Origin of the sequence: Vibrio tapetis subsp. tapetis (assembly GCF_900233005.1) — a bacterium.
Lineage (GTDB): Bacteria > Pseudomonadota > Gammaproteobacteria > Enterobacterales > Vibrionaceae > Vibrio > Vibrio tapetis.
The window spans coordinates 1,538,928-1,562,810 of sequence record NZ_LT960612.1 but is presented as its reverse complement, the minus strand read 5'-3'; the positions used below and the strand labels follow the sequence as shown (position 1 = coordinate 1,562,810).

The following is a 23,883-nucleotide window of genomic DNA, read 5'->3' as shown; positions in this document are numbered from 1 at the left end:
AAATAATAAGATTTCTAACAAAGGACGTTGGCATGAAATTATCATTTAAATATGCAATAGGATTACTCGCGACGGCCTGGTTATCTGGGTGCACAAGCTACCCAGACAATGGGACGGGAGGACTGGCAGAAAACTATACCGGATCAAATTATGCGAGTACGAGTTTTTCTCCCGTTATGCCCGATGAACCTCTTGGCCCGGAGCACGGCTTACGCTTCGATTGGCAAATTGCCAAGCTCCATTTAGATTCGTTGATCCGTGAAGGTGCAAAATGGTGCTTTCCAGCATCCGTCGTGCAAGCTCAGGAAAAACAAAACAGAATCGCTCGGGAGCTTGAAGGTGGTTTACTATTGGATGCCGCGAACGACATCATCATCCTAAGAAGAACATTAAATGACCTAGAACTCAGGCTAGATTACGTCACTAGTCAAACCCGCTGTGTACCGCCACGAGACCAAGCCGTTTTGTTATCGCGTCTCGACATCATCAATCAACTGTTTGAACTTCTTAATGTTGATAACCAGTTTGCCTACGACTCCATCGAAATTAACCCAAAATATATGGGCCACTTAGCCGAAGCTGCCACCATTTTAAGAGAGCACAAAGACTTCACTATTGTGGTTACTGGTCACGCCGATTCCAGCGGAACAGATGAACACAATGATAAACTCGCTATGGGGCGCGCCAAACAAGTCAAACGTTACCTAAGTATTTTTGGCTTAGCGCCTGAACGAATCAAGACCTCTTCATTAGGCTCCAGCCTGCCGTTATTTGAAGGCGACACCGCGGCGGTAAAACTCACCAATAGACGCGTGAGTATTGAAGTCATCGCCCCCGCAAACACTGCTGAATCTGCTCTGGGAGGTCAACATGATCGTTACTAAACCTTCATCGATATTTACACGACAACTGCTGTTATTGATCGCGGCTTTGTTTTTTACATTAACTTGTTTTGCTCAGACAAACAGCACCGAAAACAAGGCGGAAAGCCAACCGCAAACCGTACAAATCGGTGATTTAGTACAGGTGAATCTCCCCGGTGAAAGCAGCTTAAATAAAAGCTTTCAGGTTGATAAACGTGGCCGCATAACCTTGCCTGAAATTGGCCCTATCCTGGTCGCAGGTTACAACGACCAACAGCTAGAACAAATTGTAAAGGGTGCGCTAGGGCAAATGTTCCGAGACCTATCCAGTGCAAAGGTGTACGTAACTAAGCGTCAAATTTTGGTGTCTATTCAAGGTTACGTCGAGTCACCAGGAGAATACACTTTGTCTGAGGGTGCCAGTATACAAATGGCTCTTTATGCTGCTGATGGATTGCGCTCGGGAGCACAGCTTAACGCTATGATCCTTAAACGTAACAAGGAGCAAACCAAATTCAACTATAAGAAGTTTTTAGATAGCGGTAACGACAGTGACTTACCTAAACTTCGCTCGCTAGACACCCTATTCATCCCAGCCTCACCACTGGTTGGTAACATCGAACAAGAGTTTGACGCTGCGAAATTAGCGAACGCAGGAGACAGTGCCGATGCTCGCCAAGCCATCAAAGTCTTTGGTGAAGTTAATGCACCCGGATCTTTTAGCTACAAAGAAGGCACCAATTTGGTCGACGTTTTGATGCGCTCTGGTGGTGTTACACGTTATGCCGGCGTCGAACAAATCCGAGTGATCACAAACAATGCTCCTACGCTGTTTAATCTCAAGCGCTACTTAGATACCGGCGATGCGTCAATGCTGCCAGCCTTGACTCCTGGATCTACTATTTTCGTTCCAATGATGGAAGAAGAAATCAAATCCGGCGCCAACATGGTTTACATCATGGGAGAAGTGGCGAAGCCTGGCGCTTTCGAAGGCAAAAAAGGCGCAACCTTTATGGACATATTAGCCAATGCGGGAGGCCCTACCCGATTTGCTGAATCTCGCCAAATTCGAGTATTGAAATCAACAGGACAAGTCATCAAATTTGACCTTACTGCTTATACCGAGGGCTTAACAGGCGCGCAACCACCAGCGATACAATCAGGTGACGCGATATTTGTTCCTGAAAAAACAGACATGAACGAAAAATCTTGGTTAAAAATCGCACCAAACCGCGCGGTCAGTGTTATTGGAGAAGTCGTCCGCCCTGGCCGTATTGAATGGTCTGATGAAATGAACCTTATGGACTTACTTGCTCACGTTGGTGGTCCAACATTGAGAGCCGATACCACTAAAATTGAAGTCGTCTCTGGTAACCGAAAAATGGTTGTTTTCAATTTGGATGAATACATCATTGGTGGCGCGCAAGTTTCCAATTTACCTGTCATCACTTCTGGCGCCATCGTTCGTGTGCATGACCTACCTCAAGACCCTTCAGACAACAAGTCTCAATGGGTTCGTCAAAGTTCGGATGCGTCAATCTATGTCTTTGGTCAAGTCAATGCACCAGGACGTTACCGTTTTACCAACCAAATGCACTTTCTCGACATTCTATCCGCCGCAGATGGCCCAACAAAGGATGCCGACATACACAACATTCGTATTACTCATCGAGACAAAACCTACTCCCAAGTGAGTAAGTTAAACCTGTCTTTATATTTCGAAACTGGCGATGAATCTTTGCTTCCACATGTAAAAACAGGCGACACAATTTACATCCCTGAAAAAGACAAAAACTGGTTAGACCGTTCAAAAGAATCTACGGTAAGAATTTTGGGAGCGATCAATAAACCAGGCCGTTACGTTTTCAATGACAACATGACCATCTTAGACTTACTTGCTGAAGCGGGTGGCCCACGCGAAAGTGCTTACCTAGAAAAGATCAGTGTGGTCAATATGTCTTGCTGCCAAGGGCAAGCCAGAACCTTTGATTTAATTGAATTTAGTAAAACAGCGGATTTCTACCAGCTACCCGTATTACGCGCAGGAGACACAATTTATATTCCGGATCAAAGTGAAAGCATATTGGAAAAAGCGCGTCAAGGGCTAACTGACGTGTTACAGCTCACCACCACGATAGTACTAATAGGAGCTCTGTAATGATGATTCCTTCGACCCACGCTGAAATAGAACAAATTTACTTAGCGGCCGAGCTCGCAGAATGTCGCTCGTTGTGCATCACTGCATGCAATTCGGGTGACGGTGTAACATCATTTGCTTCCGCTTTGGCAGAACGTTATTTACTCGCAGGCCACACCACCCTATTGGTTGACCTAAATATGTTCAATCCGGCTTTTCGTAACATTGAAATTGGCACAGAAGATGGCGCCGAAGAATGGATCGAGCACGAAAGCAGTCATCAATTATTTGTTGGTTTAGCCGTTCCACGCGATCTCTCCACTCAACTCGCGTATAAAGACCCCACAAATATGCAACTTGCCGTCACCGATTGGTTAGAAAAATATGACCGCGTTATCGTCGATACCTCACCGTTATTGCAAGTCAACCGAGGAAATATCCCTGCTCAAAGTGTTGCAAGTGCCTGTGACGAAACCATTTTAGTCACACTTGGAGGCACGACCAACGCCAACCAAGTGAGCCAAGCAATGACGATGTTAAAGGCAGGTAACACTCACCTTTTAGGTTCCGTACTAAACCTAAGAGATCAACCCACGTTAGCTGAAGAATTGAGCCGAGAAGTGCAACGCGTAAAAATCATCCCTCAATCTTGGCGTAATAAGATATCCAAATCGTTGATGAAAAACGCATTTTTGAACCTTCCGGTCTAGTGAACGCATGAAACTGAGCTATGCTTGTTTAGGGGCAACCATTTGAATTAAAAGACTCATCAAGGAAGACTATGACATTCGTAACCAAAACTATTTTGGGCATCGCCATCATACAGATCTCACTTTTAATGATCTTGGTATTCAGCTCTATTTCTTTCCTCTCCACATCCAATGAAAAACAACTGATTCAACGCGCCAACGTCACAGCATCGATGTTTGTTCATGCAAGCACCAATGCAGTTTTGTCCATGGATTTTGCGACAATAGAAGACCTAGTCAATGACATCATGACGCAAGAAGACGTGCTTTATGTGCGAATTACCTATCAGGGAAAAGTTCTGGCTGTTGGCGGAGACAGCTACTTACTCAGCCAAACATCCAACATTGACCAAGATTTGTCTTCTATCGACGACAGTGTATTCGATACCCGAGTCCCTATTACAGAGAACGACATTGTTTACGGTCATGTAGACATGGGGTTTGGAACATCGGCTCTTAACCAGATGTTGGCACAGGCACAAAAATCGATCATCGCCATCGCCTCGCTTGAAGTTCTACTGGTTGCCTTCTTTTCATTTGTTTTAGGCTCGTACCTCGCAAAAAACCTGCTCCGTTTGACCAAAGTGGCCCATACCTTAAGTAAAAAGGGCCCCGGATACGAATTGCAACTAGACCAAACCGGCCAGTTAGGTGATGTGGCGGATGCCTTCGACGACATGTCTCGTAACCTTGAACACAGCTACCAAGAATTGAAGCGTGCCAGAATAGAAGCAGAAAATGCCAACGAGTCGAAAAGTCGATTCTTAGCGTCGATGTCTCATGAAATAAGAACACCAATGAATGGCGTGCTCGGGTTACTCTCATTGTTGGAAGAAACGGAACTCTCCATAGAGCAACAAAAACTGCTGAAAACAGCAACCGACTCCGGTGAGTTTTTGCTGTCGATTATTAACGATATCTTAGACTTTTCACGTATGGAGGCCAACACACTGATATTGGAACGTGAGGCCTTCGACTTTCACGCTTGTGTATCCAATGTAGTAAGCAGTTTTGAGCCCTTAGCCAAAGACAAAGCACTCATTTTGAATTATACGATTAACCCAGAGGTTCCTGAGTACGTCTATGGCGATGCAAATCGCTACCGCCAAATTCTGTTTAATTTACTCGCCAACGCCTTCAAATTTACCCAGCATGGTAGTGTTAGTGTTGAAATAGGCGCACAGAAAATTGCCGACGAACGCTTTACGGTTTCATGCGCTGTAATTGATACAGGGGTTGGCATCGCGCAAGATGCACAAGGTTACCTTTTCGATGAGTTTACTATGGTCGATCAAACCTACTCGCGATCACAAGAAGGATCTGGATTAGGGCTAGCCATCTGCAAGCGGTTAGCATTTTTGATGGAAGGTGAAATTTCAGTAACCAGTACTGTTGATATTGGTAGTCGTTTTGAATTTCACGTAAGCCTAGAAACATCAAAACAACCCGTAATGTCTATCACGGGTAATAAAGTCAATAATGCTCTGCCTAAAGAAATGCTCAGCGCTTCTGTTTTAGTCGCCGAGGATAACAAGGCCAACCAACTAGTAATTAAAAACTTATTTTCTCACGCAGGCATCGACATAGATCTCGCAGAAAATGGCCAACAAGCCTTAGAATTAATACAACTGCACGACTATGACATTGTATTTATGGATATATCCATGCCTGAAATGGATGGAATTGAAGCCTGCCAACAAATTCGATTAATGACCGACGAAGTTAAAGCTCAGTTGCCCATCATCGCACTTACCGCTCATGCTTTATCTGGAGATAAAGAAAACTTTTTAAGCATAGGTATGACCGACTATTTATCAAAACCTGTCAGAAAAAACCAACTCATCGACGTACTTTATAAATACTTGTCTCCAAATAATAACAACGAGCTTGATCCTCCCATCAAGGGTGTCGCTCCAAACTCGTCAACTTCAGAATTAATAAACGAAGAGATAGAAGATCCGATGCTCAAAGACCCAAGCAACAGCCAGCCCAGTGACCATGAAGAAAATAACAGTCAACCCGTCAACAAAGATGACAGTGCAATCGTCGATGAGGCCATTTTGGAGCAGATGATCGAAGACACTAGCTTAGAGGTATTGCCTATACTTGTAGAGCACTACCTTGAAGAGACTCACTTAAGGGTTGGTGAAGTAATTCAAGCACTCGAGTCTTCAGATTCAGAATCGCTTGAATTTGAAGCCCATACGTTAGGCAGTGCGTCATTAGCACTTGGTAACCGAAAACTATCAGATTTAGCAAGAGCCATAGAGAAAGAGTGTCGAGAAGGCGATATCACGACAGCATTAGCGTTAGGCCAAGGGCTACCTGAATTAGCTCAGCTCTCTCTCGCTTCGCTTGTGGAATACAGTCAACAGAAAACGGCGAACAAATTGTAAACAAGTTTGTGATTGAGAATGGTACGCGCTAACACTTTTCATAAAAATAGACGCCATTTCTATCATTTAGCTCGAAATGTTTATCAATAAGTTTCATAGTAATAAACGTCAGTTAGGAAAATATACAGGATGTGATTATGCGACCAAAAGTGTTGCTCGTTGAGGACTCCACCTCACTTGCTATTTTATATAAGCAGTACGTAAAAGACGAACCCTATGATCTTTTTCACGTAGAGACGGGGCGTGAAGCCAAAGACTTCATCGAACGTAACGTACCGCAGCTAGTCATTTTAGATCTCAAGTTGCCTGACATGTCCGGTGAGGACATTCTTGACTGGATAAATGAAAACCAACTACCAAGCTCTGTAGTGATCGCAACGGCTCATGGCTCCGTTGATATTGCCGTCGGTCTGATTCAAAAAGGTGCCGAAGATTTTCTCGAAAAGCCAATCAAAGCAGACCGTCTTAAAACCTCTGTAAGCTTACATCTGAAGAGAGCCAAACTAGAGCACCTTGTTGAAAGCCTTGAAAGTAAGTTAGACCGTACCCGCTTCCACGGTTTCATAGGTTCAAGTCTTCCAATGCAAACGGTATATCAAACCATTGACGCGGTCGCACCCACAACGGCGAGCGTGTTCATTTGCGGAGAAAGTGGCACAGGTAAAGAAGTCTGCGCGGAAGCCATTCACAAAGAAAGCCAACGAAAAGACAAACCATTCGTTGCCATTAACTGTGGCGCCATTCCCCGTGATTTAATGGAAAGCGAAATATTCGGCCATGTCAAAGGTGCTTTTACCGGCGCAACCACGGACCGAAAGGGTGCCGCCATGCAAGCCAACGGCGGAACGTTGTTCTTAGATGAGCTGTGTGAAATGGAATTAGAAATGCAGAAGAAATTACTGCGTTTTCTTCAAACGGGTACGTTTACTCCACTCGGAGGGAGCCGCGAGGTAAAAGTAGACGTTCGGATCATCTGTGCAACCAACCGAGATCCTTTATTGGAAGTTGAAGAAGGCCGATTCCGCGAAGATTTGTATTATCGTGTACACGTCATCCCTATCGACATGCCACCTTTACGTGAACGCGGAAAAGACATTGCAAACTTAGCGAAACACTTCCTTAAGGTGTACTCAAAACAAGACAAGAAAAAGTTCACCGGCTTCCAACCTGATGCCGAGAGTTTATTGTCGCGATATCCTTGGCCGGGTAACGTACGTCAGTTGCAAAACATCATTCGTAATATCGTTGTACTCAATGACGAGCCGCTTGTGTCTGTTGCCCATATCCCGGCTCCAGTGAACGGTCCAGCCCGAAAAAGACCAGCAACAGAACGTTCACATGATCCGTCAACACAGACGACCCACGTCCAAGACCGCCTCTCATCAAATAGCTTCACCGCACCTATTAACGACGTAGATGAAGGCGCAACCGAACATAACGTCGCTAACGAAGACTTCGCATCACGCAATCAAGATGCAATCACGAATACCGACATTAAACCCATGTGGCAGGTCGAAAGAGAAACCATTCAAAACGCGATTAACTTGTGTGATGGTAATGTGCTCAACGCCGCCGTTTTACTCGATTTAAGCCCATCTACGGTATACCGTAAGAAGCAAGCGTGGGAAGCAGAAGATGACATTAAGCAAGCGTGATCGTCACCTTCCTAAGGAAAACGAAATATGGCTGTTAATTGACAGCCTAACCTTCGGTGGCATTGAAACACACGTTCTTGAGTTATCTTACGGGCTGAGCCAATTTGGTCACTCGGTTCGCGTTGTATTTGTGACACAATACGACCACGCATCTCCGCTTGTCGATCGCCTGCAAATGGCCAATATTCAGTATTCTTACCTCTATCAAATAAGTGGCTCACCGAAACGTCTTAACCCACTTCGAGCACTGTCTAGAGCCGTTAGAATCCACCGCCCCAAATTGCTCCACGCGCATGGCTATAAGGCAAGCATTCTTAGCAAGCTTGTTAAGCTCGCACCCAGTGGCCGCACTATAAATCAGTTTACGACCTTCCATGCCGGTGAGAGTCCGACGGGTAAAGTCCGACTTTATGATGCCATTGATCGCTACAGTGCATTTATCTCTCAAGCCAATTTTGCGGTCAGCCAATTGGTACAAGATAAAGTCCAATCAACCTCAATTGTACTGAACAACTTTATCTCGACAGACAAACTGCATCTCAGTGAAGGAGAACAAATCGCTTTTGTTGGTCGTCTTAGCCGAGAAAAAGGGCCTGACCGATTTGTAAACCTAGCGGGTCAGTTTCCGTACTTAGAGTTTCATATCTATGGTTCTGGCCCTATGGAAACTGAACTCCTTGATCGAGGTGAACCCAATATTGTCTATCATGGTCATCAAAACAACATGAGTAAGGTTTGGGAGTCGGTAGGCATATTGGTCATCAGCTCTCGATTTGAAGGCCTACCTATGGCTGCTCTTGAGGCAATGGCAAGAGGCATTCCTGTCGTCGCGATGAATGTGGGCGCATTAAGTACACTCATCACCCATGGAACGAATGGCTGGATAGCTAACTCTCCTGAAGAGCTTTCAGCTTGCCTTATGGAATGGCTACAAATGTCACCTAGCCAACAACATGAAGTGGCCATTAATGCCTGTAATACCGTGACTCATAGTTACTCTAGCCAAGCGGTTATCCCGCAAATTTTGCATCATTATCACCTTGAAAGTTAGCCGCCTAGCTCCCTTTATTTCTTCCTTAATCTGATTCTCAGATTGAGAAACACGACAGCCCCACCTTTGAAAAACCTAAAACTCCTTTAAATACAAAATCATAGTAATAGTCATTTCTTGGCACTGAGTTTGCAATATCTCTACCATTCAGGACGATTAGGAAGAGATAAAGATGAACAACAGACAGAACATCTTATACGTACATTATGGAGACAACTGGTTACGCGGCAGTGAGCACTGCCTTGTCAATCTATTAGGTCAACTCAACCTTCATCAATATCGTCCTTATTTATGGACCAATAATCCCGCTCTACACCACGTCGCTTTGCGAAATGACGTACCATCAATACTTGACTCTTTTCCCGTGTTACTTGGATGGTCTAGTAACAAGTTCAATGCCTTTGGCTGGTTGAAGTTGGTTCACCGGGGGCTGAAAATGGTAAAAGAGAATCAAATTGATCTGATTCATATTAATAGTGGAGCCCCTTGTCAGTGGATGTGCTTAGTGGGTCGATTAGCCGGTATCCCTGTCGTGACGCAACTGCACAGTGACTATCCCCTTCGTGACCGTTTAACCCTTGGCCTTCACCTTTCTCCACGTATAATCACCGTCAGTAAAGCGATCAGCTATAACCTGATTAAAGATGGTTACCCAGTTGAGCAGCTCAGTGTCGTCCATAATGGCATTGATACGGCACAGGCATCAGCATCAGAGGTTAACGATGCCATACAAGGCAATGCACTCAACGCGCGTCGACACTTAGGTATATCAGAAAGTGCCACCGTGTTCGTAACAGTAGGCTCTCTAATCTATCGTAAAGGTGTTGATCGCATCATCAACGCTTTATTTCAATTAAAGCAATCCAATCCCGACTTACACCTGATCGTCATTGGTGACGGGTGCGAGAAAGACACCTTAATAAAACAAGCACAAACCGTCGGTCTGGCAAGTCGCATTCATTTCGTAGGCGAACAGCACAATGTACAAGACTGGTTAACAGGCGGAGTGGACGCCTTTATTAGTGCAGCTCGAAGTGAAGCGTTTGGCTTGGTCGTTGCAGAAGCGGGCATGGCTCGGCTCCCCATTCTTGCGCCTGATACTGGTGGTATTCCTGAAATCATAACCGATGGAAAAACAGGGATTTTATATTCAAATAACGATGACGCGGATTTAACCAATGCCATCACCCGGTTTTTAGACGGTCAGTTAAGCCCCGAACACCCGAACAAAACTCTGGCGAGTAATGCGCAAAAACACATTCACGGCACATTTACCTTAGCCATTAATTGCCAGAAGATCGAACGCATCTATCAACAAGCTCTTAACGAAAGCATAAACAGTCACGGTGATTTTCAACCTTCTTGGTTTAGCGGATTGCGTCCTCTGCGCCGCCTTCCAACTACGCTGATGATGCGAGGGTAATATGATGAACTTAATTTTTGATCCAATCCCATTCTCTGGTGGTTCTAAAATTGCCACCAGCTGCGCTCTCTCACATTGTGATCAGGACCGTATCAAGTTTACCGTCATAACGGCCAGCCCTAAATGCTGGGAAAATTCTGAACTCGATAACGGCCAGCTTTCCATTATCTATTTGCCTTGCCCAACTAGGTTAGCCCAAGCATCATCGGGGATCAGTTATTGGTTAAAGCAAGGCTATTTCAGCCTGTTTTTATTGCTCACTTTGCTTCGCATTGCAAAAGTTAACCAAGCCATAGGCGCTTCAGGTCCCGGCGTTGATATGGCACTTTACCTGTGTTGCTTCCTCTTTAGCTATACCATCATTCAACTGATTCATGGCCCTGTTGGCGCTTCTCGTTCCATTGGCTATTGTTTATCAACCGCCGACAAACTCTTCTATCTGGCTAGTAGCGAATCTTCGGTCATTACTGCACTTAATCTCTATTTACGCAATAAGATTAACAACGATCTCGACGAGACACTGGCTAAGACCTATCTCAAACGGCCTCATTGCCAAACGTTTAATAATGGGCTCTCGCGTCAAAAATGGCCAACTCAATGTCAATACGACGAACCCCGTTTGTTTTGGTCTGCATCGCTACTTAAATGGAAAGGCCTGGATCTTTTGGTCGATTGCTTAAAAACCCTACCTAACCGTAGCCTTACCAGTACTAATATTTGTTATATCAAACCTCAAAATACGACTTTGACGGTGAGTGATGCGCCTATTGCGATTCAAGGCGTGACTTGGTTTCAACAGCCAAACAACCTGGATCAAATACGATCTGAGAGCAATATCTATGTATCGACAAGTACCAGCGAACCATTTGGACTCGCCACTCTAGAAGCCATGGCGGCTGGCATGTGTGTCATCATTCCAGCAGACGGCGCCTATTGGGATAACGTTCTAATCGAAGATGTCCATTGCATCAAATACCTGCCTAACGATGTAGAAAGCCTAAAAGCCGCGGTTATTAAAGTAACCTCAAATACAGGCTTAATCTCGGCGCTGGGAGAGCAGGCGAAAAAAATGGCGATGCACTTCCAAGCCGAATTGGTTTATCAAGCCATCTATCAGGCGGTTAACGATAACGCAATAGAAACGCTGCCGTTCAATGCCAGCACAATGGCAAAGTCAGGTACACAAGACTCTAGCTCTTCTTTAACTACGAGGGCTCACTAATGAAAATCCCATCTGCGTTAAAAAATATGACTGGCTATGCACTTGGCTTATTCTTCATTAAGGGAATATCCCTCATTATGCTACCGATCATGGCGAGATACTTACTCCCTGAACAACTGGGGAAGCTCGAACTGCTCGCTTCGATTGGCATGTTTTTTGGCCTACTGATGGGGTTAGCCATGCATGAGGCGCTTTATCGCTTTGCAGGTGAACAAACGAATTCAGTGCAACGAAAAGCCATTGCGAGTGAATTGTTTAGGAATGGGCTGATGATTTCAGGCAACATTTCAGCCGGCCTCTTGTTTGCAGCCAACACCTTGCCCGTTACGCAATGGATTCCTGCTTCTCAAATTGAAATCAATGTCTTACTGCTATCACTGTCTTTAGAAAGTGCCATTGGCCTTGGTTTAGCTTGGTTACGCATGCAAGACCAAGTCAAAGCCTTCCTCAAGATTTGTATTGGTACCAGTGTATTTCAAGTGACCTTGGTTTTACTGGTTCTGCAATTCATGCCAAGTGTTGCTGGTATTCTATTCGCTAGTTTTATCGCTCACCTAGCCCAGCTGATAGCAATTCAAGTCTATAGCCGCTTGGATCTATCGACCAAAAACACCATTCCATTTCGAACTTATTTGACGTATTGCATTCCTATGATGCTCTCCGGCTTGGTCGCTTTTGGTTTAAACGGAGCAGAACGCTGGATACTCGCCGCTTCCACTTCGCTCGCAGAACTCGGGCAATACGCTATTGCAGCCAAATTCTCTCTCGCTATGTGTATTTTGGTGCAGCCCTTTGGAATGTGGTGGATGCCCAAGCGTTTTGATTACTTAAACAACAAAGGTGCGAACGCTACTTTACGGGTAACACAATATGGTTTAGTTCTTATTTCTTGTTTGACATTATTCATGGCAGGCATCGGACAAGTCTTTATATTGATTGCTCTTCCTGACTTGTACCATGATGCGAGTAAATTATTGGTCGCGACTCTTGCCGTTGCCTGGTGTAAAGAAATCACTGAATTAACCAATATAGGCATTCTTTTCCACAAAAAAACACAATGGTTACTGTATACCAATATCGCAGCGACCTTATTCGGTCTCACTGTCGCATTTGCGCTAACATCCTACGGTATTTGGGGGATCCTGTTCGCATTATTTAGTGCTCAGTTCGTGCGTATGCTGGCCGTCACCTACTTAAGTCAGATGCTCTCTGTTTTGCCTTATCAATTCAGTAAACTTTCAACCCTATTTGTCGTCACCTTTGGGCTTTTGTATTTGTTTGCCCAAGATTTGTCAGTCACCGTTATTAGCTTAATGGCACTGAGTGCACCTATACTCATACTATTACTCGCAACGAAATTAGCGTTACTCCCGATTGCTCAAAGTACGATTTGGCATGATGTATCCCAACGTTTTACAAGGCGAACGCAGCAATGACCAAATCTAATCGCACGCATGTTTTCATCGCCGTCTTTGTCTGTTTGCTAATAGCAATGGTATGGCGACTTGTCCCTAACCCGGCCGTTGCGTTAGTCATTTCAGTTTTGCCGTTGGGCATACTCGTGGTTATTAGCCAAACGTTTTGGTTTGTTACTTTATTTGTATTGTTTTCATTTTTCAGAATTCATGAAGTTGTACCAGCATTGTACCCGCTTAAGATACCTCTACTCCTTTCATTGGGCGCACTTTCTGCTTTGCTATGGCATAGCCTTATTAGCCGTGAACTTAAAATCTATTGGCATCGTAGCCTAACTTGGTTGGCCATTTTTTAGGTTCTTGTCATCATTGGGGTGGTTTTTGCTTCTAATCGCCCTATCGCGCTTGATTACTTCAAGAATATGTACTGGAAAATCATCGTGATGACGTTGGCCATTACGTGGTTACTCGACAGCAGCAAAAATCTCGCTAGGATGTCGGTTTTAATCACGTTTTCCGGATTATTGGTCGGTTGCGTTGCCATGTACAATTCTATCAACGGCATTGGATTGGTCGAAGGGAGCCGTGTCACCATCGGCCGAGATTTTGGTTCTATGCTTGGCGATCCTAACGATTTGGCTCTCGTCCTTATGTTTCCTTTGGCGTTTTCTATAAGCTTGGTGACCACTCAAGGTATCCCTAGCTATTTGCGAGTGTTAAGTGGCATAACGAGTATCATTCTAATGATGGCCGTCATCGCTACCCAAAGTCGTGGTGGGTTAATGGGCGCAGTTGCGGTATTCGCTGTTTACGCCTATCGCCTGATCAAATCTAAAACCCTGGTCATGTCATTGGGCGCAATCGGCGCTCTGGTTCTCTACTTCGTAGCCGGGATAGGTGAGCGAGCATCTGGAGGCGCAGCCGAAGCCGGCGTCGATGCCTCTGCAATGGGCAGGTTATACGCATGGGAAGCCGCTTTCAAAATGTCTCTTGATAATCCGCTAACAGGCGTTGGGCTTAACAATTTCTATTTCAATTATTATTACTATAGCTCGCATTGGGATGGCCTCAATCACGCGGTGCACAGTACTTGGTTTGGCGTTCTCGCAGAAACAGGGATCTTGGGGTTAATCATATTCGTTTGCTTCATTGGTTCTCTTATCATCACTGCGCGCAAAACCTTAACAACGTTAAATGAGAGCCCCGCACAATGCGGAAGTTATTTAACCGCCTCGGCAAATGCTGTTTATGCCGGACTAATCGGTACCATCATCTCGGGCACTTTCCTCACGCAAGGCTTCAATTGGCCCATTTATATCCTCGCCGCGCTAACCATTGCTGTTGCTAACATCACTCAAAACGCTAGTCAAAATGCCACTCAAAAAGAGAACTTACCCTCCACCTAGATACAAGCAAACGTAAGTAACTGATAAATAATATTTTATATTTTGGCACGATATGTGAAATAGCATAGATATAGAATCGCATTTTAAGGATGAATAGTATGCTAGCTCTCAAAACGAATCAGTTTAAGCAATGGCTTCAAAACCACCCAAATCCAAGTTATCGTCGCTTGTTTGTTCAGTTAAAAGCCGTTCGTAACTTTGAGTTCCCCACGCCACGGCTTTTTAACAAAGCAGTGTACTTTATCCATCAACTGTTGCTGTCTGTGTTAAATAGCACTTTACGCCTTTTTGTCCATACACCAGCCTTCAAAGGGCGTCTTAATCAACGCGGTAAAAACGTTTACGTTTATGGGGGAGTCCCTCTTGTTACTGGCCCCTTAACAATCAACCTTGGCAGCCATTGTCGAATTAGTGGCCAAACAACGTTTAGCGGCCGCAGTGCCAGCATTAATCCTAAACTTGAAATTGGCAATAATGTCGGCATTGGATGGCAAACCACGATCGCCGTTGGACGCAACGTTATCATTAAAGACAACGTGCGCATTGCCGGCAAAGCCTTTCTATTTGGTTATTCAGGCCACCCGTTAGATGCAAAACAACGAGCACTTGGCTTGCCTGACGAAGATAGCCAAGTTGGAGACATCATTTTGGAAAAAGATGTGTGGCTGGGCTCAAACGTTACGGTAAAGGGCGGCGTGACGATTGGTGAAGGTACCATTGTTGCTGCTGGCAGCGTCGTAACGCGCAGTTTACCTCCTTTTGTGATCGCAGCGGGAAATCCAGCAAAAGTCGTTCGCAGTCTTGAATCAACAACTACACTTTTAAAAGCGCAAGCTTAAGGAGCTACCATGCACGATCTTATTGTATTTGGAGAAGATTTTGGTGGTCTTCCGTCGAGCACCCAGCATCTAGTTTCTCGTTTGGCTGACTCTCGTAAAGTGGTGTGGGTAAACTCCATTGGTTTACGTCAACCTAAACTCTCTTTCGGTGATGCCAAGCGCGCGGCCTACAAATTGATGGGGAAGAGTAAAGCTCATTATCAACCGATGGCGAAAGCAAATGACAACCCTAATATTACGATCGTGAATTTAAAAACCATACCCGCTCCTGCGTCAAACTTTGCATGCAGTCTGGCCAAGAAATGGATGCTGAGTCAGCTGCTTCCTATTATTGAACAGCAACAACTTCAGTCCCCTATTTTGTGGTCTTCTTTGCCCACTGCCGCCGATTTATGCGGTGAGTTAAATGAAGCGGCGGTGGTGTATTACTGCGGCGATGATTTCGAGTCTCTCGCGGGTGTCGATCATCACACGGTGCGAAGTCATGAGAAGAAGCTGGTCGAAAAAGCTGACCTCATTTTTGCTGCAAGCAGTAATATCAAAACCAAATTCCCAGCACAAAAAACCGAATTACTTCCGCATGGTGTCGATGTAGAACTGTTTGCGACACCGGCCCCACGCGCTCATGATCTACCCAATGGTGACCGCCCTATAGCCGGCTTTTATGGAAGTTTATCTGAATGGCTGGATTATGATCTCGTACGTGAACTCACCGCAAAAATGACCGACTGGGATTTTGTTTTTATTGGGCCAAATGAAAAAAATCAATTACAGCTTCCTAAAACTGACAACCTATTTTATTTAGGGGCAAAACCTCATCATCTGTTACCACAATATTCGCAACACTGGAACGTGAGCCTACTTCCCTTCAAGCATAATTCGCAAATTGAAGCCTGTAGCCCTCTAAAACTGATGGAGTACCTTGCGGCTAACCGCCCAATCGTCACCACCGATTTTCCGGCCTTAGCGCCTTACAAGGACCACGTCCAAGTAGCCAATAGTGCCGAACTCATGGAACAGGCCATTCGTCAGGTTCAAAACGACACGCCGAACACTCGACCTCTGGTTGGGCAAGACAGTTGGGACAAACGGAGCGAATTCGTTGACAGAATGTTGGAACTTCTATGACTAAACTAAAATTTCGTTTATTGATATTATTAAGCGCAGCTTGGAGACGTCGGTACGTTATTTTTGTGCCCATTTTAATCATGCCTTTCATTGGCTTAAGTGTGAGTAAAATGGCACCAACACAGTACCGTTCTCATACCAGTATGTTGTTGCAAGAAACCGCGAAAATGAACCCTTTCCTTGAAGATATTGCGGTCTCTACCATGCTCAACGAAAGATTAAGCGCGGTGAAAACCTTGTTAAAAAGTCGCCATGTTTTACATTCTGTAGCCGCTGAGCTCAAGTTAATTAACGATGACATGTCACCTGCGGAAGTAGAGCGCGTCATTCAAAAAATATCAAACAGTTTGAGTGTCTCGCAACTCGGTAAAGACTTCCTTAAAATCAACCACACATCAAACTCACCAGATGGCATGAAAGCCATGCTCGAGTCGGTTAGTCGACATTTCATCGAACAGCTATTAGCACCAGAACGCTCTTCGATTACCGATTCGAGTGAGTTTTTAACCATTCATATCAAAAAGCGAGCAACGGAACTTGAACAGGCAGAACAGGCGTTGGCGCAATACACGAACTTAAATTCTGCTTTGACGCCGGATATGCAAAATCAAAGCTTGAGCCGCTTGGCGACCCTCAAGCAAAGCTTGGCAGAAAAACAAGCCGAGTTAGCTGGCGTTGAAAAAAGTATGGGGTCACTTGACGAGCAATTATCTAAAACTAACCCTGTGGTCGGTCGAATCGAGGAACAAATAATCGACATACGCAGTGAACTCACCTTATTGCGAGCAAAATACACCGACAACCACAGCGCCGTACAAGCGAAGAAACGTGAATTGAATCGATTAGAACAAGAAAGAACCATCATGCTGCAACAAAAGCAACCCGGATTAAATAGTGACCAACTATGGGATATTGCCAGTTCAACCAACACCGATGAGCTTAGAAGCGTTCAACCATTATTAGTATCTCAGCTGCATAACTTGCAAGTTGCTCGAGGCAATTACGAATCGTTAAAAGAAGAAACCAAGAGCCTGAAAGGCATGATTGATGAACTGGAAATGAAAGCGACCAATTTTGGTGATAACACCAAACAACTCTACCGCTTAACTCGTGATGTTGAAATAAAACGAACCCTTTACGAAGAATTAATGTCTCGATACGAAATGGCGCAACTGACTGGCTCTCTTGGTATCTTTGAACAAAACGATCGCGTTAAAATAATCGATCTACCCTATACACCAAGTACGCCGACAAACTTCCCAACGATCGTTTTTGTTATCGCAGGGCTATTTGCTGGATTGTTTCTCGGCGTTGGCTTGGCCGTGCTGATGGAAATATTCGATACCTCCATTCGCCTTCGTCAGGAATTAGAGCAATTAACCGGCGTTCCTGTATTAACGGTTATTCCACGTATTCGTTAACCCCCTCTTTAGCTCCCCAATACACTATGTTACTGGCATCTAGGCGCTGCCTTTCTGCCTTTCTGCCTTTCTGCCTTTCTGCCTTTCTGCCTTTCTGCCTTTCTGCCTTTCTGCCTTTCTGCCTTTCTGCCTTTCTGCCTTTCTGCCACATTCAATTCCTATTTTAAAATGACTGTCAAAACAAGAAATCAAAATAACAAACTGACACAAAAAATCTAAGTTGTTGTATCTAATGACAATCCATTTATGGCACGCCTTGTGCAATATCTATTGTATACGGTGAGAAGGTAAAAAATTAACTTTCTCTAAACTGCAAAATGACTCAAGGATAAATGTTATGACTGTATTCTCAGATGTTAAAAACACAGAAGTTGCTCTGACATTAGGCAACCAATCAACAGCAAAGACCATTGTTCATGTGGTTCAAAAATTAGCCCCTGGTGGTTTAGAAACCTTAACGTTAGATTTAGCGAATCACGCCCAACCTCAAGACCATGTCATCATTGTGAGTCTTGAAGGTAATAAAGAACAAGCACTGCAAGATTGGCCTCGACTTGAGTCGCACGCCGATCAACTTGTCTTTCTAAACAAAGCCGCTGGCGTTCAGGTTAACCTTCTTAAAGAACTGATCAAACTGTTCAACCTTGTTAAACCTCATGTTGTTCATACCCATCATATTGGGCCACTTGTTTATGCCTCTATCGCTGCAAAAATTTCTGGCGTTCCTCATCGAATTCATACAGAGCATGATGCATGGCACCTTAAGAACGCCAAAGCGGTTCGTTTGGAAAAATGGGCATTGAAAATTGCAACGCCGACATTGGTTGCGGATGCCGCTCGAGTAAAAGCGCACTTAGACAGCTGTTTTGGTTACGCAAACACAGTGACCATAAAAAATGGCATTGATTGCGCGAAGTTTTTACCCAATAGCTTACCGCTTGCTCGCATGCATTATGGTTTCCCGATGGACAAAACCATCATTGGTAGTGCGGGTCGCCTTGAGCATGTAAAAGGTCACGATTTACTCATCAGTGCAATGCGCTTTCTTCCTGCCAATATCATGCTTGTGATTGCAGGCGATGGTTCTAAAAAAGAGGCATTGCAAAATCTGGTCAAGAAATTGGAATTGGAAGAGCGCGTTAAGTTTGTTGGTCTCGTTGACGACATGGCTCGCTTCTATCAGACCTTAAACATTTTTTGTCTTCCTTCCCGTCATGAAGGGTTCCCATTATCACCGCTTGAAGCTCAATCTTGTGGTGTACCGACTGCCGTTACCCAAGTGGGCGCAGCCGAAGAAACTCTCTGCCCATACTCTGGCCGCCTCATGAGCCCGAATAACCCTATCAATATGGCCAGTGTCGTCTTGGAAATGTTAGAAAACCCAAGCCAAAAATCACCAAGAGATTTTGTCTTAGAAAACAACGATGTAAACAAAATGGCTCAAGCATACTTAGACTTAACAACAGGAGTAGTAGCATGATGGATTGGACACTGATTATTATCTGTCTAACTTGTGCATTTCTGGTGGTTTACCATCACATTGGTTACCCACTGCTGTTGAAATGGTATTCAAAAAAGCACCCTTTAAACCATGCTCAACAAAAATGGTATGGCTACCGTAAGAACCGCCAAGACCAAACTCGCCCTAGCATAACGATTTTGGTACCAGCGTTTAATGAAGAACAGTGGATAGGTGAAAAAATTCGTAACATCGCTTCACTCGATTACCCTCGAGATAGGTTAAAAGTCATCATTGCCTGTGACGGTTGTACAGACAACACGGTAGAAGAAGCACAAATGACATTGCAAGAAGCTATCTGTGCGGATACTCACATTGAAGTTAAAGCGTATTCAGAAAACCTAGGCAAAGTGGCGGTGATTAACAGAGCAATGGAAGATGTCGATACGGATATTACGGCCTTGAGTGATGTGTCTGCACTCATCGCGATGGACGCATTAATCGTCGCTGATACTCACTTTAAAAATGACCATATCGGCGTTGTAAACGCAACGTATCAACTGAGAACATCAAGTAACGAAGGAGAAAGAAAGTACTGGGAATATCAAAACCAAGTTAAAACCAACGAAACCACACTTGGCTCTTCGTTGGGTTCACACGGTGCTTTATTCTTTTTCCGTACTGACTTATTTACTCCGCTTGCGGCTAACACCATTAATGACGATTTTGTGTTACCGATGAAGATTGTCGAGCAAGGATACCAAGCGATATACGACAGCAACATGGTATCAGTTGAATTAGAACCGACTGACCTAAACAATGATTTTAGACGCCGCTTACGTATTTCTGCGGGCAACATGCAGCAAGCCATTACGTTATCAAGCTTGTTTAATCCGAAATTTGGAGGCACAGCATTTACCTTTTTTTCAGGCAAAGGTTTAAGGCTCATTAGCCCATACCTGATGCTGGCGTGTTTGATAAGTTCGGCCTTGCTATCGAGTCATATTATTTTCATGTCGATGCTTATCATACAAATAACGGCTTACAGTATTGGCCTACTAGGTCATTTATTACCGAACATTTTTAGTCACAAAATCTGTCGCTGGTTGAGCTACCTGCTTATCGGCCACTTTGCAAACTTGGTAGGCGGCTTACGCTACCTAATCGGCTTAGAATCTAGTCCATGGACACGAGTTAATCGTTAAGGAAAACCTATGAACCGTTTAATGAATTCAAACAAAATCATCGCTGTTGCAAAACGTACCTTTGACCTAGTTGGCTCTGTGGTTGGCTTAGCTCTTTTGATGCCAATTTTCCCAATCATCGCGGCGGCTATCGCCTTTACTTCTAAAGGCCCAGTGTTATACCGCCAACAACGTGTCGGTAAATCGACCCCAGAAATCATGGAGTTCTTTGATATCATCAAATTTCGCACCATGTACCAAGACGCAGAGACCCGTTCAGGTGCCGTATGGGCAACCGAGAACGACCCACGCATCACACCGGTAGGCCGCTTTTTACGTAAGACTCGTTTAGACGAATTACCACAACTTTTTAACGTTCTGCGCGGTGAAATGTCATTGATTGGTCCTCGTCCAGAGCGCCCAACCTTCTACAGCAAATTGGAAACGGCTATCCCTTACTTTGCTGACCGTACTTATGGTGTATTGCCCGGTATTACTGGCCTTGCTCAAGTTAATCAAGGTTACGACACGTGCATCGATGATGTTCGTCGTAAAGTAGGTTTTGATCACAGCTACGCGCTTTCAATGAACTCTTTATCAAGCTGGCTAATCACCGATTTAGGTATCTTGACCAAAACCATTCTCATCATGGTTGACGGTCGAGGCCGTTAAGCGTAGAGAAAGCGCCAGAACAGCAACAAAATGTCATAAAAATAGCCCAAAACCTTACTGAAGGTTTTGGGCTTTCTTTTCAATATTTAACAAGCAACTACTTCAGCTTCAAGACCATCGATTCATACGGCGTCAGGTACAGCTTATTGCTAAGCTCTGTCACTGGCTGCCGATTAGACAATAAGCACTCTACTTCTTGGGCCTGAAATTGTTCTGACAAAACAATCGCCTGCTCTTCATTACTAAAGTTATTGATCACCAACAAGCGTTCGTTATCATCATGACGAAGATAAGCAAATATCTGCTCGTTATCTCGCAAGATTGGTGTGAAATCACCATAAACAATCGCCGGGTGCGCTTTTCTTAACGCGATTAAAGACTGGTAATGATAAAAAATGGAGTTGTTATCTTCCAATGCTTGCTCGACGTTAATGTCCTTGTGGTTAGGGTTGACGTTTATCCAAGGGCTTCCTTGAGTAAAGCCAGCGTTTTCACTCCCATTCCATTGCATAGGCGTACGCGAATTATCTCGACTATTCTGATAAATCGCTTCCATCATTTCATCATGACTGGTGCCCGAACCGGTTTTTACGTCATAAAAGTTAAGCGTTTCAATATCTCGGTAGTCCTCAAGAGAATCAAACGCGACATTGGTCATGCCAATCTCTTCACCTTGGTAAATGTACGGCGTACCTTTCATCATGTGCATTGCTGTTGCTAACATTTTTGCAGACGCAACCCTATGCTCACCAACGCAGCCATATTTAGAGACAACACGTGGCAAATCATGGTTATTCCAAAACAGCGAATTCCAACCACCGTCTTTTAACTCCAATTGCCACTTAATTAACACTTCTTTTAGTGCGTTAATATCTTTGGCCTTTGGTCGCCATTTGTCTCCGTCTTGCCAGGTCAATGTAATGTGTTCAAATTGAAACACCATCGACAATTCATTGCGGTTCGGCTCTGAGTACATTTTGGCAATTTCTGGCGTTGCATCCCAGGTTTCACCGACGGTTAATAAGTCTTTATCTCCGAACGTTGCTTGGTTCATATCTTGCAATCGCTGGTGCAGTTTAGGGCCATTCCCCATGATTCGCTTATCTATGTTTTTACCAATCAGGTCAATCACATCCAAACGAAAACCACCGATGCCCTTGTCAATCCACCAATTCATCATGTCGTGGATTCGCTTAACCATCTCTGGGTTATTCCAGTTTAAATCAGGCTGGCAGCGCGAAAAAATATGATAAAAATATTGTTGAGACTTTTCACACCACTCCCACGCTGAACCGCCAAAAACAGAACACTGGTCATCCGGCACTGAGCCGTCTGGCTTTGCGTCTCGCCAAATATAAAAATCACGGTAGGGTGAGTCTTTCGATTCACGAGCTTGTTTGAACCATTCGTGCTCATCGGAAGTATGGTTAACAACAAGATCCATCACGATCTTAATGTCTCGCTGTTGAGCCTGATAAAACAAGGCTTCCATATCTTCCATTGAACCAAACTCTTGGGCTATCTCTTGGTAATCTGAAATATCATATCCGTTGTCGTCCATTGGCGACTGATAAACCGGAGATAACCAAAGAACATTCACGCCTAGCGTCTGTAAGTAGTCTAGCTTACTGATAATGCCCGTAATGTCGCCAATACCGTCTTTATTCGAATCACAAAAGCTTCGCGGGTAAATTTGATAGACTACCGCGTCATGCCACCATTTCTGTTCCATATTCATTACACTTTTTGATTACTGTTACGGTGAATCCTATCGCCTTCTCCTGCAACAAAAAAATAGACTCAACCCCTAATGATATAGATTAAAACTATACAAACCTTACCTAAAGTGACGAAATTCAAACTATTGATATAGCCATCACAAAATTTCTTTGTTATTTATTCTAGCGGTATCACACTAAATCTTTGTCACTGTGAGCCTATTTAGATGAACAAGAATCATCGTTATTTTTTACACGTCGCCCATCACGGATCAATTAAGCACGCTGCCGAATCTCTTAAGCTTAGCCAACCTTCGTTAACGTCCGCCATTAAAAAGCTTGAATCACAACTTGGGGTTGCCTTGTTTGACCGACGTTCTAAGGGGGTAGAACTGACAGAATATGGCCATGTATTTTTACGCTATGCTCGGGAGCAGCAAGATAAACATCTAGAGATGGTTCACAGCCTCAATGAATTATCACAGAGACAGTTTGGCCGTATAAAATTAGGTACAGGTGAAGCGTGGTGGGAGTGTTTTGTTAAAGAAAGCGTAAAACAATATCAGCTTACTGCGCCTTCTAGTTCGTTTCACCTTGAGTTTGGCAACAACTTGTCATTGATGCACCATTTAATACGAGGCGAACTTGACCTTTTCATCGGTCATGAGGTCGCGAACTTATCCCCTCAGGTTAAAGTGCGCTTTATCCCTCTTTTCCAAGAGTTCGAAGCTTATTATGTGCACCCTTTGCACCCTTTGCTTATCAACGATACTCCGATGAACTTATTGGATGAGTTCCCTTTACTTCGCGCAACACCTGATCATATTCGTCACGGTTCCATGCTAATCGATCAACCTCATGCACATAACCCGTTACAACAGCCCGTTAATCAAATCATATATGACGTTGATTCACTTTCTGCCAGCATTGATATGCTGCTAATGACTCAGGCTGTGATGCCGTACACTCATAAGCTCAAATCTTATTTGGAACAAAAAGGCCTGAAATGCCTCACCGTCAATAATGAAAAGATCGGCAGTATTGGAATATATGTACCACTAGGCCAATTACCCGACAAAATTGAGTCCTTGATCAGTCAAATCAAACTGGCTTCTGAAGGGACGGTCTCCTAACTCTCTATCTCT

The 23,883-nt window shown here is 44.3% G+C and carries 18 protein-coding genes and 1 pseudogene; 17 read left to right on the top strand and 2 right to left on the bottom strand.

What is annotated here, in order from left to right; genetic code table 11:
* Positions 1-32: 32 nt before the first annotated feature.
* The 13 genes and pseudogenes from VTAP4600_RS23970 to VTAP4600_RS23910 all read left to right on the top strand — a co-directional run bounded on the left by VTAP4600_RS23970 (position 33) and on the right by VTAP4600_RS23910 (position 17,705).
* On the top strand, positions 33-884 hold the full coding sequence (locus VTAP4600_RS23970) for an OmpA family protein (protein WP_102525202.1): 852 nt from the start codon (positions 33-35) through the stop codon (positions 882-884).
* Positions 871-3,021: an SLBB domain-containing protein gene (locus VTAP4600_RS23965; RefSeq protein WP_102525201.1), complete on the top strand. Its 2,151-nt coding sequence runs from the start codon at positions 871-873 to the stop codon at positions 3,019-3,021. Before VTAP4600_RS23970 ends, VTAP4600_RS23965 begins: the two co-directional genes overlap by 14 nt.
* On the top strand, positions 3,021-3,710 hold the full coding sequence (locus tag VTAP4600_RS23960; protein WP_102525200.1) for a P-loop NTPase family protein: 690 nt from the start codon (positions 3,021-3,023) through the stop codon (positions 3,708-3,710). Before VTAP4600_RS23965 ends, VTAP4600_RS23960 begins: the two co-directional genes overlap by 1 nt.
* Before the next feature lie 71 nt (positions 3,711-3,781).
* Positions 3,782-6,145 (top strand): response regulator, encoded by a 2,364-nt coding sequence (locus VTAP4600_RS23955; protein WP_102525199.1) that lies wholly within the window; start codon positions 3,782-3,784, stop codon positions 6,143-6,145.
* Between the two features lie 137 nt (positions 6,146-6,282).
* Positions 6,283-7,800: a sigma-54-dependent transcriptional regulator gene (locus VTAP4600_RS23950; protein ID WP_102525198.1), complete on the top strand. Its 1,518-nt coding sequence runs from the start codon at positions 6,283-6,285 to the stop codon at positions 7,798-7,800.
* On the top strand, positions 7,781-8,851 hold the full coding sequence (locus VTAP4600_RS23945; RefSeq protein WP_102525197.1) for a glycosyltransferase family 4 protein: 1,071 nt from the start codon (positions 7,781-7,783) through the stop codon (positions 8,849-8,851). The genes VTAP4600_RS23950 and VTAP4600_RS23945 overlap by 20 nt, the downstream gene beginning before the upstream one ends.
* Positions 8,852-9,023: 172 nt before the next feature.
* Positions 9,024-10,274 (top strand): glycosyltransferase, encoded by a 1,251-nt coding sequence (locus VTAP4600_RS23940; protein ID WP_102525196.1) that lies wholly within the window; start codon positions 9,024-9,026, stop codon positions 10,272-10,274.
* A 1-nt stretch (position 10,275) separates the two neighbouring features.
* The gene (locus tag VTAP4600_RS23935; RefSeq protein ID WP_102525195.1) at positions 10,276-11,496 is read left to right on the top strand and encodes a glycosyltransferase; all 1,221 of its coding nucleotides are present in this window, start codon (positions 10,276-10,278) and stop codon (positions 11,494-11,496) included.
* Positions 11,496-12,932 (top strand): lipopolysaccharide biosynthesis protein, encoded by a 1,437-nt coding sequence (locus tag VTAP4600_RS23930; protein ID WP_102525194.1) that lies wholly within the window; start codon positions 11,496-11,498, stop codon positions 12,930-12,932. Before VTAP4600_RS23935 ends, VTAP4600_RS23930 begins: the two co-directional genes overlap by 1 nt.
* A pseudogene (locus VTAP4600_RS23925) lies at positions 12,929-14,317 on the top strand (O-antigen ligase family protein). Before VTAP4600_RS23930 ends, VTAP4600_RS23925 begins: the two are co-directional and overlap by 4 nt.
* Before the next feature lie 98 nt (positions 14,318-14,415).
* Positions 14,416-15,156, top strand: a complete 741-nt coding sequence (locus VTAP4600_RS23920; RefSeq protein WP_102525193.1) for an acyltransferase — start codon at positions 14,416-14,418, stop codon at positions 15,154-15,156.
* Positions 15,157-15,165: 9 nt separating this feature from the next.
* Positions 15,166-16,284 (top strand): glycosyltransferase, encoded by a 1,119-nt coding sequence (locus VTAP4600_RS23915; RefSeq protein WP_102525192.1) that lies wholly within the window; start codon positions 15,166-15,168, stop codon positions 16,282-16,284.
* On the top strand, positions 16,281-17,705 hold the full coding sequence (locus VTAP4600_RS23910; protein ID WP_102525191.1) for a GumC family protein: 1,425 nt from the start codon (positions 16,281-16,283) through the stop codon (positions 17,703-17,705). Before VTAP4600_RS23915 ends, VTAP4600_RS23910 begins: the two co-directional genes overlap by 4 nt.
* Here the strand turns inward: VTAP4600_RS23910 and VTAP4600_RS26040 are convergent.
* A complete protein-coding gene (locus VTAP4600_RS26040) occupies positions 17,686-17,856 on the bottom strand; it encodes a hypothetical protein (protein ID WP_172443218.1) in 171 nt (56 codons plus the stop codon). The genes VTAP4600_RS23910 and VTAP4600_RS26040 overlap by 20 nt on opposite strands.
* A gap of 186 nt (positions 17,857-18,042) precedes the next feature.
* Between VTAP4600_RS26040 and VTAP4600_RS23905 the strand changes: the two genes are divergently transcribed.
* From VTAP4600_RS23905 to VTAP4600_RS23895, 3 genes are read left to right on the top strand one after another with little or no spacing between them, the layout of a single operon-like run.
* The gene (locus VTAP4600_RS23905) at positions 18,043-19,185 is read left to right on the top strand and encodes a glycosyltransferase (protein ID WP_102525190.1); all 1,143 of its coding nucleotides are present in this window, start codon (positions 18,043-18,045) and stop codon (positions 19,183-19,185) included.
* On the top strand, positions 19,182-20,369 hold the full coding sequence (locus VTAP4600_RS23900) for a glycosyltransferase family 2 protein (protein WP_102525189.1): 1,188 nt from the start codon (positions 19,182-19,184) through the stop codon (positions 20,367-20,369). The genes VTAP4600_RS23905 and VTAP4600_RS23900 overlap by 4 nt, the downstream gene beginning before the upstream one ends.
* A gap of 9 nt (positions 20,370-20,378) precedes the next feature.
* Positions 20,379-21,020: a sugar transferase gene (locus tag VTAP4600_RS23895; RefSeq protein ID WP_102525188.1), complete on the top strand. Its 642-nt coding sequence runs from the start codon at positions 20,379-20,381 to the stop codon at positions 21,018-21,020.
* 97 nt (positions 21,021-21,117) lie between these two features.
* Here the strand turns inward: VTAP4600_RS23895 and VTAP4600_RS23890 are convergent, their stop codons facing one another.
* On the bottom strand, positions 21,118-22,752 hold the full coding sequence (locus VTAP4600_RS23890; protein ID WP_102525187.1) for an alpha,alpha-phosphotrehalase: 1,635 nt from the start codon (positions 22,750-22,752) through the stop codon (positions 21,118-21,120).
* Between the two features lie 213 nt (positions 22,753-22,965).
* Between VTAP4600_RS23890 and VTAP4600_RS23885 the strand changes: the two genes are divergently transcribed.
* Positions 22,966-23,871, top strand: a complete 906-nt coding sequence (locus VTAP4600_RS23885; RefSeq protein WP_102525186.1) for a LysR family transcriptional regulator — start codon at positions 22,966-22,968, stop codon at positions 23,869-23,871.
* The last annotated feature ends 12 nt before the right edge of the window (positions 23,872-23,883 follow it).

Coding starts and splice junctions, on each gene's coding strand:
- VTAP4600_RS23970 (WP_102525202.1), top strand. CDS start 33: ATGAAATTATCATTTAAATATGCAATAGGATTACTCGCGACGGCCTGG.
- VTAP4600_RS23965 (WP_102525201.1), top strand. CDS start 871: ATGATCGTTACTAAACCTTCATCGATATTTACACGACAACTGCTGTTA.
- VTAP4600_RS23960 (WP_102525200.1), top strand. CDS start 3,021: ATGATGATTCCTTCGACCCACGCTGAAATAGAACAAATTTACTTAGCG.
- VTAP4600_RS23955 (WP_102525199.1), top strand. CDS start 3,782: ATGACATTCGTAACCAAAACTATTTTGGGCATCGCCATCATACAGATC.
- VTAP4600_RS23950 (WP_102525198.1), top strand. CDS start 6,283: ATGCGACCAAAAGTGTTGCTCGTTGAGGACTCCACCTCACTTGCTATT.
- VTAP4600_RS23945 (WP_102525197.1), top strand. CDS start 7,781: ATGACATTAAGCAAGCGTGATCGTCACCTTCCTAAGGAAAACGAAATA.
- VTAP4600_RS23940 (WP_102525196.1), top strand. CDS start 9,024: ATGAACAACAGACAGAACATCTTATACGTACATTATGGAGACAACTGG.
- VTAP4600_RS23935 (WP_102525195.1), top strand. CDS start 10,276: ATGATGAACTTAATTTTTGATCCAATCCCATTCTCTGGTGGTTCTAAA.
- VTAP4600_RS23930 (WP_102525194.1), top strand. CDS start 11,496: ATGAAAATCCCATCTGCGTTAAAAAATATGACTGGCTATGCACTTGGC.
- VTAP4600_RS23920 (WP_102525193.1), top strand. CDS start 14,416: ATGCTAGCTCTCAAAACGAATCAGTTTAAGCAATGGCTTCAAAACCAC.
- VTAP4600_RS23915 (WP_102525192.1), top strand. CDS start 15,166: ATGCACGATCTTATTGTATTTGGAGAAGATTTTGGTGGTCTTCCGTCG.
- VTAP4600_RS23910 (WP_102525191.1), top strand. CDS start 16,281: ATGACTAAACTAAAATTTCGTTTATTGATATTATTAAGCGCAGCTTGG.
- VTAP4600_RS26040 (WP_172443218.1), bottom strand. CDS start 17,856: ATGTGGCAGAAAGGCAGAAAGGCAGAAAGGCAGAAAGGCAGAAAGGCA.
- VTAP4600_RS23905 (WP_102525190.1), top strand. CDS start 18,043: ATGACTGTATTCTCAGATGTTAAAAACACAGAAGTTGCTCTGACATTA.
- VTAP4600_RS23900 (WP_102525189.1), top strand. CDS start 19,182: ATGATGGATTGGACACTGATTATTATCTGTCTAACTTGTGCATTTCTG.
- VTAP4600_RS23895 (WP_102525188.1), top strand. CDS start 20,379: ATGAACCGTTTAATGAATTCAAACAAAATCATCGCTGTTGCAAAACGT.
- VTAP4600_RS23890 (WP_102525187.1), bottom strand. CDS start 22,752: ATGGAACAGAAATGGTGGCATGACGCGGTAGTCTATCAAATTTACCCG.
- VTAP4600_RS23885 (WP_102525186.1), top strand. CDS start 22,966: ATGAACAAGAATCATCGTTATTTTTTACACGTCGCCCATCACGGATCA.